This window comes from Pseudomonas sp. RC3H12 (genome assembly GCF_018596375.1).
GTDB lineage: Bacteria > Pseudomonadota > Gammaproteobacteria > Pseudomonadales > Pseudomonadaceae > Aquipseudomonas.
This window is the reverse complement of the sequence record NZ_CP075595.1, coordinates 2993958-3011416: the sequence shown is the minus strand read 5'-3', so window position 1 is coordinate 3011416 and position 17459 is coordinate 2993958. Positions and strand designations below refer to the sequence as shown.

Sequence of the window (17459 nt, the reverse complement as noted above, 5' to 3'; positions counted from 1 at the left end):
GCTGATCGCATCATGCCTGTCCTTGTAGGCAATCAGATCGGGGAACGCGATACTCCGTTCACCTTCGGCGCAGGTATGAGGCATTGCCCCTTCATCCAGCAGTTTCGCCAGATACTCGCAAGAAACGTTGAGCGCGTGTGCCGCTTCCGAAGCGGTCAGCATGGACTTTTCCATGACAATGGTGCGTTCTGCACCATGGAATTCATCACGAAGCTTCCGATACCCCAGCCGCGCGTAGAAGCCTTGGGCTGTGATGGATGAAGGAACGCGCAATGCTGTGACACCAGCCCTGATCGCCGCTGTGTGGATGGCCTTCATCAGCAGCCTGCCGATACCTGCTCCATGATGGATCGGCGCGACAAACACTGTCCTGACGACCTCACCATCGAGACTTGCCGTCCCCAGCAGATCGTTCTGCTTGACCGCCACGAACACCAACCGGCTATCGAGCAAGGCACTGACCGCCGCAGGTGAAAAGCTCTGCTCTACCTGGGCAATCACCTCTGCCGGGTAATCCTGTGAGTTGGATTCGTGCAGCGCCGCGATCACGAGGCGGCTAATGGCTTGTGCGTCTTCGCGCTTAGCGCGACGGATATGACATTCCATGGACGTATCCCGAACTGATGTCCCCAAAGCCTAACCCGTGTCGAGCGGCCTTGTACTGCGAAGGGGCCGCAAAGCGGCCCCATGCACCTGTGAAGTCAGTGCTTCATCCCCAGCTCCGCATCATCCATCAGCGCCTTGGCCAGCGCGCTCAGGTAATACGATGCCCAGATCAGCTGAGGTTTTTCCTCCATGATCCCGGTGATGGTCAGGTCGCACACGCAGCCCATCAACTCCGAAGCCTGTTCCCGTGCGTGCTGGCAAGGGATGCCGGGTTCGATGCAGAACAGCGGGTCGGTATGCCCTTCACCCTGGTAGAACCGGGTCTTGCCCACGGTGGTGTGGGGCGTGGTGTCGTCTGTGCTCATTGCTCAATCTCCCTGAAATGATCGGTGCCTGGGCGAGCTCTCACAGTTAGATCCGCTATCAGCTACACAGCATCTGCCGCGCAGCCATGCCGATCCCCTGTGGGAGCAACTGTCTTGAGGGGATTTTTTTAGAAAGATCCTTTCAGACATAGCTTCGCCAGCGACTCCCTCCAGATGGAGTCGCTGGCGAAGCCCGCTATCAGTAACTACCTCTGAGAAATGTCAGGCTGCGGGCGCCTGGGTTTTATGGTCCTTCCATGGCGTACCGTCCCTCAGCATGGCATTCAGCCGCACCAGCAACACGCGCATGCAAGCCACCACGGCTACTTTGGGGCGCTTACCACGCGCTACCAGTGCGTCATACCGGGTCTTGAACTCAGGGACGTGCCTGATCATCACCCAAGCCGCCATGTAGATAACGCCACGAACTTTGTAGCGCCCGCCCTCGATCTTGCGTGGGCCGCTCTTGCTCCCACTGTCCTTGTTGTAGGGCGCCAGCCCCACCAGGGCGGTGATCTTCCGTCCGCTCAGCGTGCCCAGCTCGGGCAAGTAGGCCATCAGCTTGGCAGTCGTAATCAGGCCTACGCCTTTGACTGATGCCAAGTGCTTGGCTTTCTCGCTGTTCAGCGCCTTTGAGGCCTGCGCAAGGTGTTTGTCCAATGCCTTGATCTGAGCGTTGAGAGACGCAATGTGCTCAGTGAAGAAGGTGATTGCTACAGGGGAAGTCGCTTGCTTGATTCGACGTCTGTCATCGTCGCGATGCTCAACGATCTGATCCCGTAGCTTGACCAGCTCGCTCAGCTCATCACGTGCCTGACTGGGCTCGATCTTTGATGGGGATGCAAGATGCTGAGCAAACTTGGCCAGCATCAAGGCATCGATCCTGTCGGTTTTGGCCAGTTGACCTATTGCTTGGGCATAGTCATGAGAGCGTTTGGGGTTGACGCGGACCACATCCAAATCAGCGATGCGTAACGCCTTGAAAACCGCTTTCTCATAGCCCCCCGTAGCCTCGAGCACGATCCGCTCGACCTCAAGCTCGTTCAAGCAGGCAATCAGCTGGGCAATCCCCTCAGGGTCATTCCTCAGCTGGAATGGCTTGGAAAGTTCAGGCCAGAACCCCACGTCCAGGGTCGCTTTCGAAACATCGATACCAACGAAACAGGAAATCATGGCCAAGCCCTCTTACACTGGGAAGTGAGAGCGCTCTGACCTATCCCACGCTTGTGATTTCGAGCTCGCACCTCATCCAACTGTTCGGGCTTCAGGTCAGAGTGAGGGGTGGATGGCGACTATGCTCCCACACGTGCTCTAGGGCACCGCCGGCTTGCAGTCTGCCATCCACCGCTCTCACCCCTTCAGTCTAAGAGCCTTTCAAGACACAAGCCGGCTTGCCGGCGATGAGGCCAGCCCAGGCAATCCATGGTTAACGCCTTAGTGCAACGTCCGAGGCTCCACCTGCGGCATCTGCACCTGAATCAACGCTGATTCGAGCAGCACCCGCAGCGCCTCCATTTCATGCATCGCGGCCATGACCAGAATCGATACGGGCGACTTGGGATGCAGCAGAACAGCCTGATGCGCCACGGTCTGCGCGCACAGGGCGTACTCCGTGGCCTGGATGATGGTGTCTTCGAGAGAGTGGTGGTTGTGGGGTGGATCGGGGACGATCTTTAGCATCTTCTTATTCCTTCTGGGGACTGCCACCTTTCTGCTGTCAAACAGAAGGGTGGCAGCTGTACGTGGGTTGACAGACCGGCGGAATAAGCAAAGTTCCGGCGCACGCAAGCGTGCCCGCACGTACAGCTACCATTGAGGGCTAGCCGTATGCTTAATACCGTTGCGACCTGTCAAAGTCGATCGCTGATTTCAGCGACTTAGCGAGACTAGATTCATGCCGAAGCAGCCGCAACGGAAATGTGACTATAGGAGGATATTTGGGAAATGGACTACAAGGAAGTGGTTAAGTCTGATTTCTAGGCTAGTAACACATCCACCTGTTTCAGGGTTCGAGAAAAGCTACTAGAGGTCTTCTGAGGGGCTTGACTGTTGGGTGAGCAGTAGTGGCATACTGCAATTGCATTCGATAAAGTTTGATTTTTAGAGACGTTAGGGATACTACCTGAACTTATTGGGATGGGCGCAATGAAAGGGAAGATTCTGGGCGATATTCGAGCTGAAAACGACTCCGCGATGCTGGAGTCATCGTTTTGGCAGACAACGGATTATAAATCTTTATTGGAGTCCTCCGATCGCTGTGTGGTAGTCGGGCGGCGCGGGACAGGTAAAAGTGCATTAGTACATATGCTTTCTAAGCACTGGCATAGTAAGCCTAGAACGCATACTATATTAGTTACTCCAATTGAAGAGCAAATTATTGGGCTTAGAGATGTAGTTGCTCTATTTGGTGAGAATTTTCTGCACGTTAAAGCTGGTAGTAAGTTGGCTTGGCGGTATGCTCTCTATATGGAGGTTTTGTCAGAAATATCTAGTCACTACAAGCTTAAGACAAGTTTTGATAGGCGTGGTGTCGAAAGGCATTTAGAGGAATGGGGTGAGAAAAGAAATAATATTAGCGGTAAGATCAGGAAAAAATTGCTGCGAGTGCTTGGCGAGAGTAAGGAGATGTCAACCGGCACTCGGATAGCAGAGTTGTCTGATGCATTTGAGTTGGATTTTTTAGAAGATAGGATTAGAAATACCCTTGATGCGTCTAAACATCAATTTGTTATTTTTGCGGATAGGCTAGACGAAGGCTATACGCCTGACGATATTGGTGTTGCAATAGTAGACGGGTTTGTGCAAGCCGCTATTGATATAAAAAATACATTTGGTGAGCGCCTTTTGGCATTTGCTTTTATTCGAGATAACATTCATCGTGCTATTTCGAAAATGGATCCTGATTTTACAAGAAATATAGAAGGCCAAGTACTCAGATTGCATTGGGATGAATATAATCTCTTTAATTTGGTTTGTAATCGGATACGCGCGGCCTTTGACTCTAAAGTTGAAAATAATACCAGGGTGTGGAATGCGCACACTGCAAATGAGCTCCAGTCTACAACAGGTTTCAGGGAGGCGCTAAAGCTTACTTTGTATCGACCGCGAGATATTCTTGTTCTTCTCAATGATGCATTTTTGAGAGCGAATCTCCAGGCTCGGGATAGGATTGTTATAGAGGATATTAAGGCAACTGCAAATACAATTTCGCAAAATCGCTTAAATGATTTGCATAAAGAGTATGAAAATATATTCCCTGCTTTAGATGTTTTTACATCTTTATTTGCAGGTGGGGCGGCTAGTTATACCGTGAATGAAGCTTCTGGACTGATTGAGTCTGTGCTTGATGGTGCGCATGCTAAAGGGAAAATCAGGCAGCAAGACATACTGCTTCTAGATGGAGCTATTCAGGTTATACAAAGGCTTTATAGTATTGGTTTTTTAGGTCTCTATAATACTCAGTCTTCGTCGTATGTTTTCTGTCATGATGGAAAGGAGCCCGACCGGGAGTTCCTGGGTGGCTCAAAACTATTACTTCATCCTTGCTATTGGCTAGCTTTGAGCGTACACGAGGCAGCTATGTCTCAGCAGGCTGCAGAAGATATTCATGACGAGTATGATATAGAAGTTAGCTCTGTGTCTGAGGAGCAAAGAAAGCAACGTATTGGGGCATTGCTCAATGAATTGAATGAGATTCCGGAGGGGGCTGCCGGGGCAGTTGATTTCGAGGCTTGGGTCTTGAAGGCGGTAAAAATATTGTTTGCTACAAATCTTGCAAATATTGAGCTTCACCCAAATAAAAATGGCCTTCAGCAGAGGGATATTGTTGCTACTAATTTATCGGAAGCTTCCGTCTGGTCAAGGATTTTAAATGACTACAAAACCAGGCAGGTTATTTTCGAGATAAAAAATTACAAGGATTTAACTTCTAGCGATTATAGGCAGGTAGTGGGTTATCTTTACAAGGAGTATGGGCAGTTGGCATTTGTTGTTTGTAGAGATCATACGGATAACCTCGAAAAGCATAAAGAGCTTCAGTGGGTGAAAGAGGTTTATGATAATCATAACAAGCTAATTATCAAGCTTTCCGTAAAGTTTCTTGAGCGCCATTTATCAAAAATGCGCAGCCCGCAGAAACATGACGAGGCCAATAAGCAACTGAGTAAATTAATAGATCTTTATATTCGGAGTTACCTAACCAGTAAGTGTAGGTGAGGCGCTTTCTAGTAATCGACTAGCGGACCTGTCGCCTTTGGGGTTTGTTGGTGTAGCGGTGGTGTCGGAAGTCAAAGTGGATACATGATTTATATGGGCAAGTGAGCTTGTGCAGGGCTCACTTGTATCCAGTATGTGTTTAGTAAGTTATGCTTTAAATTGCGTCTGATTAGCAAGGATTTAACCATTGGTAAGGTTTAGAAACGCCGCCTCCAACAACTGCCTCGTATACCCATGCCGCGGCTCATGAAATATAGCCCCCGCATCCCCCTGTTCCACCACCTGCCCATGCTTGATCACCATCAACTGATGACTCAACGCCTTGACCACCGCCAGGTCATGGCTGATAAACAGATAAGTCAGGTTGTACTTAACCTGCAAATTCCGCAAAAGCTCCACCACCTGCCGCTGCACCGTCCGATCCAGGGCCGAGGTCGGCTCATCCAGCAGAATCAACGCCGGCTTCAATACCAACGCCCGCGCAATCGCAATCCGCTGCCGCTGCCCGCCGGAAAACTCATGGGGATACCGATGCCGCGTCCGCGGATCCAGCCCCACTTCCTCCAACGCCGCAATAATCGCCGCTTCCTGCTCAGCCGGCGTGCCGATCTTGTGAATCCGTAGCCCCTCGCCAACGATATCCGCCACGCACATGCGCGGGCTCAGGCTGCCAAAGGGGTCTTGGAACACCACCTGCATCTCCCGCCGCAGCGGCCGCACTTCCTTCTGGTTCAGCCCCTCAAGATTCTGCCCATGGAAGCGAATCCCGCCCTCGCTGGAAATCAATCGCAAGATGGCCAGCCCCAAGGTGGACTTGCCCGAGCCACTCTCGCCAACGATGCCCAGCGTCTGCCCCTGGGGCAGGCTGAAGTTCACCCCGTCCACGGCCTTCACATGGTCCACGGTGCGGCGCAGCAGCCCCTTCTTGATTGGGAACCACACCTTCAAGTCCTTCACCTCCAGCAATGGCGCGCCTTCGGCATTCGCAGCCGGTGCGCCACTGGGCTCGGCGTTGATCAGCATCTGTGTATACGGATGCTGAGGCTTGCTGAACAGCGTGGCGCAGTCGGCCTGCTCGACGATCTTGCCGCACTGCATCACGCACACGCGGTGGGCGATGCGGCGTACCAGGTTGAGGTCGTGGCTGATCAGCAGCAGGGCCATGCCCAAGCGCGCCTGCAACGACTTGAGCAGGTCGAGGATCTTCAACTGCACGGTCACGTCGAGCGCCGTGGTGGGCTCGTCGGCAATCAGCAGCTCGGGTTCGTTGGCCAGGGCCATGGCGATCATCACCCGTTGGCGCTGGCCACCGGACAGCTCGTGGGGCAGGGCTTTCAGGCGCTTCTGCGGCTCGGGAATGCCGACCAGTTCCAGCAGCTCCAGGGTGCGCGCCGTGGCGGCCTTGCCGGTGAGGCCCTTGTGCAGCAAGAGGATCTCGTTGATCTGCTTCTCGATGCTGTGCAGCGGATTCAGCGAGGTCATCGGCTCCTGGAAAATCATCGCGATGCGGTTGCCGCGAATGCGCTGCATGGGCTTTTCGCCCAGGTGCAGCAGGTCCTTGCCTTGGTAATGGATGGTGCCAGAAGGATGCCGCGCCAGCGGGTAGGGCAGCAGGCGCAGGATCGAGTGGGCGGTCACCGACTTGCCCGAGCCGCTTTCGCCGACCAGGGCCAGGGTCTCGCCCTTGCGGATGTCGAAGCTGATGCCGTCGACCACGCGGTTGACCTGCTCGCCAGTGACGAACTCCACCGCCAGGTCGCGGACTTCGATCAGGGTGTCTTGGCTCATGTCATTTCCTCGGGTCGAAGGCGTCGCGGGCGGATTCACCGATGAATACCAGCAGGCTCAGCATCACCGCCAGCACGGCAAAGGCGCTGATGCCCAGCCATGGGGCTTGCAGGTTGGACTTGCCCTGGGCCACCAGCTCGCCCAGCGAGGGGGAGCCGGCGGGCAGGCCGAAGCCGAGGAAGTCCAGGGCGGTGAGGGTGCCGATGGCGCCGGTGAGGATGAACGGCATGAAGGTCATGGTCGAGATCATCGCATTGGGCAGGATATGCCGGTACATGATCGCGCCGTTGCGCATGCCCAGGGCGCGGGCGGCGCGCACGTATTCCAGGTTGCGCCCGCGCAGGAACTCGGCGCGCACCACGTCCACCAGGCTCATCCACGAGAACAGCAGCATGATGCCCAGCAACCACCAGAAGTTGGGCTGCACGAAACTGGCGAGGATGATCAGCAGGTACAGCACCGGCAGGCCGGACCAGATCTCCAAGAAGCGCTGGCCGGCGAGGTCCACCCAGCCGCCATAGAAGCCCTGCAGGGCGCCGGCGATCACGCCGATGATCGAGCTGGCGATGGTCAGCGTCAGGGCGAATAGCACCGAGATGCGGAAGCCGTAGATCACCCGGGCCAGCACGTCGCGGCCCTGGTCGTCGGTGCCCAGCAGGTTGTCGGTGGAGGGCGGCGCGGGGGCGGGCACTTTCAGGTCGTAGTTGATGCTCTGGTAGCTGTAGGGGATCGGCGCCCACAGCACGAAGGCGTCTTTCTTGGCCAGCAACTCGCGGATGTACGGGCTCTTGTAGTTGGCCTCCAGCGGGAACTCGCCGCCGAAGGTGGTCTCCGGGTAGCGCTTGAAGGCCGGGAAGTACCATTCGCCGTCGTAGCGCACGGCGATGGGCTTGTCGTTGGCGATGAACTCGGCGCCCAGGCTGAGCACGAACAGCACCAGGAAGATCCACAGCGACCACCAGCCGCGGCGGTTGGCCTTGAAGCGCTCGAAGCGCCGGCGATTGAGGGGAGAGAGGGCCATGTCAGTGCTCCCGGCTGGCGAAGTCGATGCGCGGATCGACCAGGGTGTAGGTGAGGTCGCCGATCAGCTTCACCACCAAACCGAGCAGGGTGAAGATGAACAAGGTGCCGAACACCACCGGGTAGTCGCGGTTGATCGCCGCTTCGAAACTCATCAGGCCCAGGCCGTCGAGGCTGAAGATCACCTCGATCAGCAGGGACCCTGTGAAGAAGATGCCGATGAACGCCGAGGGGAAGCCGGCGATCACCAGCAGCATGGCGTTGCGGAACACATGGCCGTAGAGCACGCGGGTGCGGCTCAGGCCCTTGGCCTTGGCGGTGACCACGTACTGCTTGTTGATCTCGTCGAGGAAGCTGTTCTTGGTCAACAGGGTCATGGTGGCGAAGTTGCCGATCACCAGGGCGGTGATGGGCAGCACCAGGTGCCAGAAGTAGTCGAGCACCTTGCCGGTGGCGCTGAGCTCGTCGAAGTTGTTGGAGGTGAGCCCGCGCAGCGGGAACCAGTCGAAGTAGCTGCCGCCGGCGAACAGCACGATCAGCAGGATGGCGAACAGGAACGCCGGGATGGCGTAGCCGACGATGATCGCCGAGCTGGTCCACACGTCGAAGTGGCTGCCGTGGCGCACGGCCTTGGCGATCCCCAGCGGGATCGACACCAGGTACATGATCAGCGTGCTCCATAGCCCCAGCGAGATGGACACGGGCATCTTCTCGGCGATCAGGTCGATGACCTTGGCGTCGCGGAAGAAGCTGTTGCCGAAGTCCAGCTGGGCGTAGTTCTTGACCATGATCCACAGCCGTTCGGGCGCGGATTTGTCGAAGCCGTACATGCGCTCGATCTCGGCGATCAGCGCCGGGTCCAAGCCTTGTGCGCCACGGTAGTTGGAGCCGGCCACCGAGACTTCGGCGCCGCCGCCGGCGATGCGGCTGGTGGCGCCGTCGAAGCCTTCGAGCTTGGCGATCATCTGCTCCACCGGGCCGCCAGGGGCAGCCTGGACGATGATGAAGTTGATGATGAGGATGCCGAACAGGGTGGGGATGATCAGCAGCAGGCGCCGCAGGATATAAGCCAGCATGTCAGTTGGCCTCATCCGGTGTGGCGGCTTCGCTTACCACGGGCGTGACGTCGGGCTTGATCCACCAGGTGTCGATGCCGATGTCGTACTTGGGCGATACGGCGGGGTGGCCGATATGGTTCCAGTAGGCCACGCGCCAGGTCTTGATATGCCAGTTGGGGATCACGTAGTAACCCCATTGCAGCACGCGGTCCAGGGCGCGGCAGTGCTCGATCAGGCTCTGCCGGGAGTCGGCGTTGATCAACTGCTCCACCAGCTGGTCGATGCCAGGGTCGCGCAGGCCGATGAAGTTGCGGCTGCCGGGGTTGTCGGCGGCGGCGCTGTTCCAGTACTCGCGCTGCTCGTTGCCGGGCGAGTTGGATTGTGCGAAGCCGCCGACGATCATGTCGTAGTCACGTGAGCGCAGGCGAGTGATGTACTGCGACACGTCCACGCGGCGGATCTCGAGGTTGATGCCAAGGTCCGCGAGGTTGCGCTTGAACGGCAGCAGCACGCGCTCGAACTGGGTCTGGGCCAGCAGGAACTCGATGGTCATCGGCTTGCCGTCTTTATCGACCATCTTGTCGTCGACGACCTTCCAGCCGGCCTCCTGCAGCAGCTTGTACGCCTGGCGCTGCTGGTCGCGGATCATGCCGCTGCCGTCGGTGACCGGGTTGTGGAAGGCGCCGTTGAACACCTCGTCCGGCACCTTGCCGCGCAGCGGCTCGAGGATCTTCAGCTCGGCGGGGCTGGGCAGGCCGCTGGCGGCCATTTCGGAGTTCTCGAAGTAGCTGCCGGTGCGGGTGTAGGCGCCGTTGAACAGCTGCTTGTTGGTCCATTCGAAGTCCAGCAGCAGGCTGATGGCGTGGCGCACGCGGATGTCCTGGAACATCGGCTTGCGCAGGTTGAAGATGAAGCCCTGCATGCCGACGGGGTTGCCGTTGGGCAGCTCTTCCTTGATCAGCCGGCCATCGCGCACGGCGGGCACGTCGTAGGCGGTGGCCCAGTTCTTCGCGCTCACCTCCAGGCCGTAGTCGAACTGGCCGGCCTTGAGCGCTTCGAGGGCGACGGTGTTGTCGCGGTAGGAGTCGAAGGTCATCACGTCGAAATTGTAGAAGCCGCGGTTGATCGGCAGGTCCTTGGCCCAGTAGTCCTTGACCCGCTCGTAACGGATCGAGCGGCCGGCCTTCACCTCGGCGACCTTGTACGGGCCGCTGCCGAGCGGGATCTCCAGGTTGCCGCGGTCGAAGTCGCGGCCTTGGTACCAGTGCTTGGGCAGCACCGGCAGCTGGCCGAGGATCAGCGGCAGCTCGCGGTTGTTGTTGTGCTTGAACTTGAACAGCACCTTGAGCGGGGCTTCGGCGACCACTTCGGCGACGTCGGCGTAGTACTGGCGGTACAGCGGCGCGCCGTCCTTGATCAGGGCGTTGAAGGTGAATACCACGTCCTCGGCGCGCATCGGGTGGCCGTCGTGGAAGCGTGCCTCGGGGCGCAGGTAGAAGCGCACCCAGCTGTTGTCGGGGGCCTTTTCGATCTTGCCGGCCACCAGGCCGTACTCGGTGAAGGGTTCGTCCAGGCTCTGGCGCATCAGGGTGTCGTAGATGGCGCCGACGTTGTCGGCGGGCACGCCCTTGTTGATGAACGGGTTGAGGCTGTCGAAGCCGCCGAAGCTGGACTGGCGAAAGGTGCCGCCCTTCGGTGCGTCGGGGTTGACGTACTCGAAGTGCTTGAAGTTGGCCGGGTATTTCGGTGCCTCGTCGTACAGGGTCAGGGCGTGTTGCGGGGCGGCCACGGCCGGGAGCGTGAGGCAGGTCAGCAGCAGGCTCGCGGCCAGGCGGCGCAGGGTCAGCGTCATTTGGCTTTCTCCGAAGGCTTCTTGATCCACCAGCTGTTCAGCCCGAGGGTGTAGGGCGGCGTGGTGACGAAGGCGAACCGGTTGCGGTAGGCCAGGCGGTGATTGTCGAGGTACCAGTTGGGGATCATGTAGTACTGCCATGAGAGCACGCGGTCCAGGGCGCGCGCGGCGGCAATCTGGTCATCGCGGCTGCGGGCGGCGAGCAAGGTGTCGAGCAGGTGGTCGACCACCGGGTCCTTCACGCCAGCATAGTTCTTGCTGCCCTTGGTGGCGGCCTGGCTTGAGTGGAAATACAGCCACTGCTCGAGGCCCGGGCTCAGGGTCTGGTTCAGGGTCATCAGGATCATGTCGAAATCGAACTGGTCGAGCCGTTGTTTGTACTGGGCGCGGTCCACGGTGCGCAAGCGCGCATCGATGCCGATGCTGGCCAGATTTTCGACATAAGGTTGCAGGATGCGTTCGAGGTTGGGGTTCACCAGCAGCAGCTCCAGCCTGAACGGTTGGCCTTTGCTGTCCACCAGGCGCTGGCCGTTGAGCTTCCAGCCGGCCTGGGCGAACAGGGCCAGGGCCTGGCGCAGGGCGGGGCGGCTGATGCCGCTGCCGTCGGTGTGGCTGACCTGGTAGGGCTCGGTGAACAGCTTGTCCGGCAACTGGTCGCGGAATGGCTTGAGCAGCAGCCATTCCTTGCCGGTGGGTAGGCCGCTGGCGGTGAAGTCGCTGTTCGGGTAATAGCTGGTCGAGCGGCGGTAGGCGCTGCTGAACAGGGCGCGGTTGGTCCACTCGAAGTCGAGCATCAGGCCTAGCGCCTGGCGCACCCGTGGGTCGCTGAACGCGGCGCGGCGGCTGTTCATGAACAGGCCTTGGGTCTGGGTGGGGATCTTGTGCGGAATCTGCGCCTTGATCACCTCGCCACGGCGTACGGCGGGGAAGTTGTAGCCGTTGGCCCAGTTCTTCGCCTGGTGCTCGATGTAGATGTCGAATTCACCGGCCTTGAACGCCTCGAAGGCCACGGTGGCGTCGCGGTAGAACTCGTATTCGACGCGCTTGAAGTTGTATTTGCCGCGGTTAACCGCCAGGTCCTTGCCCCAGTAGTTGTTCACCCGTTCGAACACCAGGCGCCGGCCCGGCTGCACCTCGGTGATACGGTACGGGCCGCTACCCAGTGGTGGTTCGAAGGTGGTGGCCTTGAAATCGCGTTTCGCCCAGTAGTGCTTGGGCAGCACCGGCATCTCGCCCAGGCGCAGGATCAGCAGCGGGTTGCCGGCGCGCTTGAACACGAAGCGGATGCGCAGCGGGCCGAGGATATCGACCCGGGCCACCTCCTGCAGGTTGGTGCGGTAGATCGGGTGGCCGTCCTTGAGCAGGGTGCGGTAGGAAAACGCCACGTCCTGCGCGGTGATCGGTACACCATCATGGAAGCGCGCCTCGGGGCGCAGGTTGAACACCACCCAGCTGCGGTCCTCGCTGTACTCGACCGAGCGGGCGATCAGGCCGTAGCTGGAGGTGGGTTCGTCGCCGGACGGGTCGTACATGCCGGTGCCGACCATCAGCGGCTCGTTCAGCTCGTTGATACCGTACTGCAGGAAGTTGGGCGTGGTGACCGGGCTCGAGCCCTTGAAGGTGTAAGGGTTGAGCGTGTCGAAGGTGCCGAAGGCCATGGCCCGCAACGTGCCGCCTTTAGGGGCTTGCGGGTTGACCCAGTCGAAGTGGGTGAAGCTGGCCGGGTACTTGAGCGTGCCGAACTGCGCGTATCCGTGGCTTTCGCTCACCATCGCGACGGCGGGGAAGCTCAAGGCCAGGCTGAGTGACAGCAGGAGGGGACGTATCAAGTCGGCATCCGATCCAGAGGGCGTTGGGCTTGGTTCGGGGTACAGTAACAGCTTGTCTGGAATGGAAAAAGGGTAGGGCGCGGGGCTTTGCTTCAGCCTTCAAAGCATCGTGGGGCCAGCCCGCTCCCACGCCGATCGTGACTGGCGTGGGAGGGGGGCTGGCCCCGCTATCGAGGTATCAGCGCGCGAGGTAGACGGTCAGGGTCTGGCCTGGCTTGAGCGCATGCCCGGTGCGTGGGTTCCAGCGCTTGAGGTGCTTCATCTCGACGTTGAAACGCTTGGCCACCAGGTAGTACGAGTCGCCCTTGCGCACCTTGTACTGGGTGGAGCGCTGCTTGGCGTCGGCCACGCGGTTGGCTGCCGCGCTCGGCGCGCTGCCGCCACGCAGGGCCAGGACCTGGCCTACCTTGAGGCTGTTGCCGCGGATGCGGTTCCAGCTTTGCAGCTGCTTGACCGACACCCGGTTGGCCTTGGCGATGCTGCCCAGGTTGTCGCCACGCTTGACCCGGTAGCTGCGCGCCGCGGGTGCCTTGGCCTCGGCCAGGGCGGCCTGGAACACGGCCTTGTTCGGTTGCAGGCTGACCAGTTCCTCGGGCTTGAGGTTGGACATGCGGTCGCTGAGTAGTTGTGCCTTGGCAGTCGGCACCAGCAGTTGCTGGGGGCCGTCCACGGTCATGCGCTTCTTGAAGGCAGGGTTGAGTTGGATCAGTTCGTCTTCGTCGATGTCGGCGAAGGCGGCCACGCGGGACAGGTCGAGGCGGTCGTTGATGGCGACGGCTTCGAAGTACGGCTCGTTGGCAATCGGGTTCAGGTTGACCCCGTAGGCGGCCGGGGTGTTGACCACCTGCGACAGGGCCAGCAGCTTGGGCACGTAGTCGCGGGTTTCCTGCGGCAGCGGCAGGTTCCAGTAGTCGGTCGGCAGGCCCAGGCGCTCGTTGCGCTCGATGGCGCGGCTGACCGTGCCTTCACCGGCGTTGTAGGCCGCCAGGGCCAGCAGCCAGTCGCCGTTGAACATGTCGTGCAGGCGGTTCAGGTAGTCCAGCGCGGCGTTGGTCGAGGCGGTGACGTCGCGACGGCCATCGTAGAAGTTGGTCTGGCGCAGGTTGAAGTGGCGCCCGGTGGACGGGATGAACTGCCACATGCCGGCGGCGTGCGCGCGGGAGTAGGCCATTGGGTTGTAGGCGCTCTCGATGGCCGGCAGCAGGGCCAGCTCCAGCGGCATGTCGCGTTCTTCGAGGCGCTCGACGATGTAGTGCAGGTAGAGGCTGCCGCGCTCGCCGGCGTTCTCGAGGAACGACGGGTTGCTGGCGAACCACAGGCGCTGCTGTTCGATGCGCGGGTTGACGTCCATGCCGTCCTGCAGGGCGAAGCCCTGGCGCATGCGCTCCCAGACGTCCTGCGGCGGTGCCTGTTCTTTTGGCTTGACCACCAGCGGCGCCGGTTTGTGCTTGATCCGCGCCTGGTAGTTGTGCGCGCGAACGCTGTCGGCTTCGTCGAGCTGACGGGTGCTCTGGCAGCCGACCAGGGTGGCGGCCAGCGCCAGTGCACTGATCTGGGCCAGTCGCGTCAGGGCGACCGAATGAGAGGTTCTGCGGCTACGGGAAGACATCGGCTGGGACGGTTATCCGGGCGAAAAAGTTGGGCGATTCTAGAAACCGCTCCCCGCCGGGTCAACCATCGGGCCTATGATGCGATATATCTTGGGGTTATCAGAACACGTCCTTCCAAGACCTCAAGGCAGCAAAAACAGTGGCTTGGCTGGGGTTGGAATGTCCCTTCCATTCGTCTGCTTTTTGTTTAACGAATGTTTCAGCGGTGCGCAAAAACGGGTTGGTCAGGCGCTCCAGGCCAATGTTGGAGGGCAAGGTGATGCGATTGTCGGCGCGCAACCGGGTAACGTCCTCGAACCGTTGGCGAATGTGTTCATTGTCGGGTTCCACGGCACGGGCGAAGCGCAGGTTGCTCAGGGTGTATTCGTGGGCGCAGTACACTTCGGTGGCGGCGGGCAGGGCGGCCAGGCGTTGCAGCGAATGGTGCATCTGCTCGGGCGTGCCTTCGAACAAGCGGCCGCAGCCGGCGGCGAACAGGGTATCGCCACTGAACAGTAGCGGTGTGGGCGATTGCGCAGTGTAATAGGCGATGTGCCCCAGGGTGTGGCCGGGCACGGCCAGGACCTCGAAGGCCAGGCCCAGCACCTCGATGCGGGCGCCGTCTTCCAGGGCGATATCGCGGCCCGGGATAGGTTCGCTGGCCGGGCCGTACACCTGGGCGCCGGTGGCCTGTTTCAAGGCTTCGACGCCGCCGACGTGGTCATGGTGGTGGTGGGTGACGAGGATTGCCTGCAATGCCCAGTCCGGATGCTGCTCCAGCCACGCGCGCACCGGCCCGGCGTCACCGGGGTCGACCACTGCGCAGCGGCGATTGGCAGTATCCTGTAACAACCAGATGTAGTTGTCGTTGAAAGCGGGTAGGGCATCGATCTGTATCATGTGCGGATCCGTATCGCCAAGCCTGGACATTGAGGGCATCTTAGCCGCGATGGCGCGAGCGGAGAACCTTCGAGGGAGAAAGCAATGACCGACCAAGCCTTCGCCCAGGCCGACCCCGACTGGGTCGAGCTGATCCGCCTAGCCCGCGACTGGTTCGATGGGCCTCTTGGGCAGTTGATGCTCAAGGAGGAGGAAAAGTTGCTCGAAGAAGAGCTGCGGCGCTTCTTCGGTGGCTACCTTGTGCACTACGGCCCCTGCGCCGAACCTCCGCCCAATGCCCCGCAGGTGCAGCGCAACGTGCGCCTGGGCGCGCCGCTGCCGGGGGTGGAGATCGTCTGCGAAGAGCAGGCCTGGCCGTTGTCGGAGCACGCCGCCGATGTGGTGGTGCTGCAGCATGGCCTGGACTTCAGCCTATCTCCCCACGGGCTGCTGCGTGAGGCCGCCAGTTCCGTGCGCCCGGGGGGGCACCTGCTGATCATCGGGATCAACCCCTGGAGCAGTTGGGGCGTGCGCCATTTCTTCAGCCACGGGGCCTTGCGCAAGGCCCGTTGCATCTCGCCGTCGCGGGTTGGCGACTGGCTCAACCTGCTGGGCTTCGCGCTGGAGAAACGCCGCTTCGGGTGTTATCGTCCGCCGCTTGCCTCGCCGGCCTGGCAACAGCGCCTGGCTGGCTGGGAGCGCGTGGCCGGGGGCTGGCAAACTGCCGGCGGCGGTGTCTACCTGCTGGTGGCGCGCAAGATGGTGGTGGGCCTGCGGCCGCTGCGCCTGGAGCGCCGCGAGCCGATGGGCAAGCTGCTGCCGCTGCCGCTGGCCAAGGTCAACCGCAGCGCCACCCATCCCGAATCCGAAAAGCACTGAACATGAGTGGTACATGAGCGATAGCGTCGAGATCTACACCGATGGTGCCTGCAAGGGCAACCCTGGCCCGGGCGGCTGGGGTGTGCTGATTGTCTACAAGGGCGTCGAGAAGGAATTGTGGGGCGGCGAGCGCGAGACCACCAACAACCGCATGGAGCTGATGGCGGCGATCGAGGGCCTCAAGGCGCTCAAGCGCGAGTGCGAGGTGCTGCTGACCACCGACTCGCAATACGTCATGAAGGGCATCAACGAGTGGATGGTCAACTGGAAGAAGCGCGGTTGGAAGACCGCGGCCAAGGAGCCGGTGAAGAACGCCGACCTGTGGGTGCAGCTCGATGAGCAGGTCAACCGGCACAAGGTGACCTGGAAGTGGGTCCGTGGACATATCGGCCATCCGGGCAACGAGCGGGCCGACCAACTGGCCAATCGTGGGGTTGATGAGGTTCGCGCGCAACGTTGATTGTGTTGCGGGCAATCGCGGGGCAAGCCCGCTCCCACGAGATGAGTGCTGGCTGCGTGGGAGCGGGCTTGCCCCGCGATGACCGCAAAACGGCCCCGATTTCGTTATACTCCCACCCCCGAATTCAAGCACCGCCAGTTGGAGTCCCCGCGTGGAGCAGCAGCAAGACAAACGGTTCGTCATCCTCGACACCGAGACCACCGGCATGCCGGTGGCCGAAGGCCACCGCATCATCGAGATCGGTTGCGTCGAGGTCGTGGGCCGGCGCCTGACCGGGCGGCACTTCCATGTCTACCTGCAGCCCGACCGCGAGAGTGACGAGGGCGCGATCAACGTCCACGGCATCACCGACGCTTTCCTGGTCGGCAAACCGCGTTTCGGCGATGTGGCCGAGGAGTTCTTCGAGTTCATCCAGGGCGCCACCCTGGTCATCCACAACGCGGCGTTCGACGTCGGCTTCATCAACAACGAGTTCGCCCTGATCGGCCAGCAGGATCGTGCCGATATCTCGCAGCATTGCCCGATCCTCGACACCTTGATGATGGCGCGCTCGCGCCACCCGGGGCAGCGCAACAGCCTCGATGCCCTGTGCAAACGCTACGGCATCGACAACTCCGGCCGTGAGCTGCACGGCGCACTGCTCGACTCGGAACTGCTGGCAGACGTCTACCTGGCGATGACCGGTGGCCAGACCAGCCTGTCGCTGGCGGGCGAGGGGGCGGGCGACGAGGAAGGGCAGGGCGGTACCGGCAGCGAGATCCGTCGTATCGTTGGGCGTGCGCCGGGGCGGGTGATCCTGGCCAGCGAGGAAGAGCTCGAGGCCCATGCCGAGCGGCTGGCGGCCATCGCCAAGTCGGCGGGTGGGCCGTCGATGTGGCAGGCATTGACCGAGCCAGCCGCCAGCTGACTCGAAGGCAGG

The 17459-nt window shown here is 60.2% G+C and carries 14 protein-coding genes and 1 pseudogene; 4 read left to right on the top strand and 11 right to left on the bottom strand.

The annotated features are described in order from the left end of the window. Positions 1–159: 159 nt before the first annotated feature. From KHO27_RS13695 to KHO27_RS13680, 4 genes and pseudogenes are all read right to left on the bottom strand, one after another. A pseudogene (locus KHO27_RS13695) lies at positions 160–606 on the bottom strand (GNAT family N-acetyltransferase); the annotation flags it as partial. A 95-nt stretch (positions 607–701) separates the two neighbouring features. Continuing rightward, positions 702–971 (bottom strand): DUF3077 domain-containing protein, encoded by a 270-nt coding sequence (locus KHO27_RS13690; protein ID WP_046854813.1) that lies wholly within the window; start codon positions 969–971, stop codon positions 702–704. A gap of 222 nt (positions 972–1193) precedes the next feature. Then, positions 1194–2144, bottom strand: a complete 951-nt coding sequence (locus KHO27_RS13685) for an IS110 family transposase (protein ID WP_111533460.1) — start codon at positions 2142–2144, stop codon at positions 1194–1196. 261 nt (positions 2145–2405) lie between these two features. Next, a complete protein-coding gene (locus tag KHO27_RS13680) occupies positions 2406–2651 on the bottom strand; it encodes a hypothetical protein (RefSeq protein ID WP_011534689.1) in 246 nt (81 codons plus the stop codon). Between the two features lie 465 nt (positions 2652–3116). Between KHO27_RS13680 and KHO27_RS13675 the strand changes: the two genes are divergently transcribed. Continuing rightward, the gene (locus KHO27_RS13675) at positions 3117–5186 is read left to right on the top strand and encodes a P-loop ATPase, Sll1717 family (protein ID WP_214500369.1); all 2070 of its coding nucleotides are present in this window, start codon (positions 3117–3119) and stop codon (positions 5184–5186) included. A 180-nt stretch (positions 5187–5366) separates the two neighbouring features. On the opposite strand, the gene KHO27_RS13670 is transcribed toward KHO27_RS13675, so the two are convergent. The 7 genes from KHO27_RS13670 to gloB form a co-directional block, all read right to left on the bottom strand. After that, on the bottom strand, positions 5367–6974 hold the full coding sequence (locus KHO27_RS13670) for an ABC transporter ATP-binding protein (protein WP_214500368.1): 1608 nt from the start codon (positions 6972–6974) through the stop codon (positions 5367–5369). Position 6975: 1 nt separating this feature from the next. Then, positions 6976–7995 (bottom strand): ABC transporter permease, encoded by a 1020-nt coding sequence (locus KHO27_RS13665; protein WP_102683696.1) that lies wholly within the window; start codon positions 7993–7995, stop codon positions 6976–6978. A gap of 1 nt (position 7996) precedes the next feature. After that, positions 7997–9070, bottom strand: a complete 1074-nt coding sequence (locus KHO27_RS13660; RefSeq protein WP_214500367.1) for a microcin C ABC transporter permease YejB — start codon at positions 9068–9070, stop codon at positions 7997–7999. 1 nt (position 9071) lies between these two features. After that, positions 9072–10904, bottom strand: a complete 1833-nt coding sequence (locus KHO27_RS13655; RefSeq protein WP_214500366.1) for an extracellular solute-binding protein — start codon at positions 10902–10904, stop codon at positions 9072–9074. Beyond that, the gene (locus KHO27_RS13650) at positions 10901–12733 is read right to left on the bottom strand and encodes an extracellular solute-binding protein (RefSeq protein WP_214500365.1); all 1833 of its coding nucleotides are present in this window, start codon (positions 12731–12733) and stop codon (positions 10901–10903) included. Before KHO27_RS13650 ends, KHO27_RS13655 begins: the two co-directional genes overlap by 4 nt. A 178-nt stretch (positions 12734–12911) precedes the next feature. Next, on the bottom strand, positions 12912–14342 hold the full coding sequence (locus KHO27_RS13645) for a lytic transglycosylase domain-containing protein (protein ID WP_110703521.1): 1431 nt from the start codon (positions 14340–14342) through the stop codon (positions 12912–12914). A gap of 100 nt (positions 14343–14442) precedes the next feature. Next, the gene (gloB, locus tag KHO27_RS13640) at positions 14443–15222 is read right to left on the bottom strand and encodes a hydroxyacylglutathione hydrolase (protein WP_214500364.1); all 780 of its coding nucleotides are present in this window, start codon (positions 15220–15222) and stop codon (positions 14443–14445) included. An 84-nt stretch (positions 15223–15306) separates the two neighbouring features. Between gloB and KHO27_RS13635 the strand changes: the two genes are divergently transcribed. From KHO27_RS13635 to dnaQ, 3 genes are all read left to right on the top strand, one after another. Further along, the gene (locus KHO27_RS13635; RefSeq protein WP_038706475.1) at positions 15307–16080 is read left to right on the top strand and encodes a methyltransferase domain-containing protein; all 774 of its coding nucleotides are present in this window, start codon (positions 15307–15309) and stop codon (positions 16078–16080) included. Positions 16081–16093: 13 nt separating this feature from the next. Continuing rightward, complete coding sequence (rnhA, locus tag KHO27_RS13630) at positions 16094–16540, top strand: ribonuclease HI (protein ID WP_023629443.1); 447 nt, start codon at positions 16094–16096, stop codon at positions 16538–16540. Between the two features lie 151 nt (positions 16541–16691). After that, positions 16692–17447: a DNA polymerase III subunit epsilon gene (dnaQ, locus tag KHO27_RS13625; RefSeq protein ID WP_102683692.1), complete on the top strand. Its 756-nt coding sequence runs from the start codon at positions 16692–16694 to the stop codon at positions 17445–17447. Positions 17448–17459 lie beyond the last annotated feature (12 nt).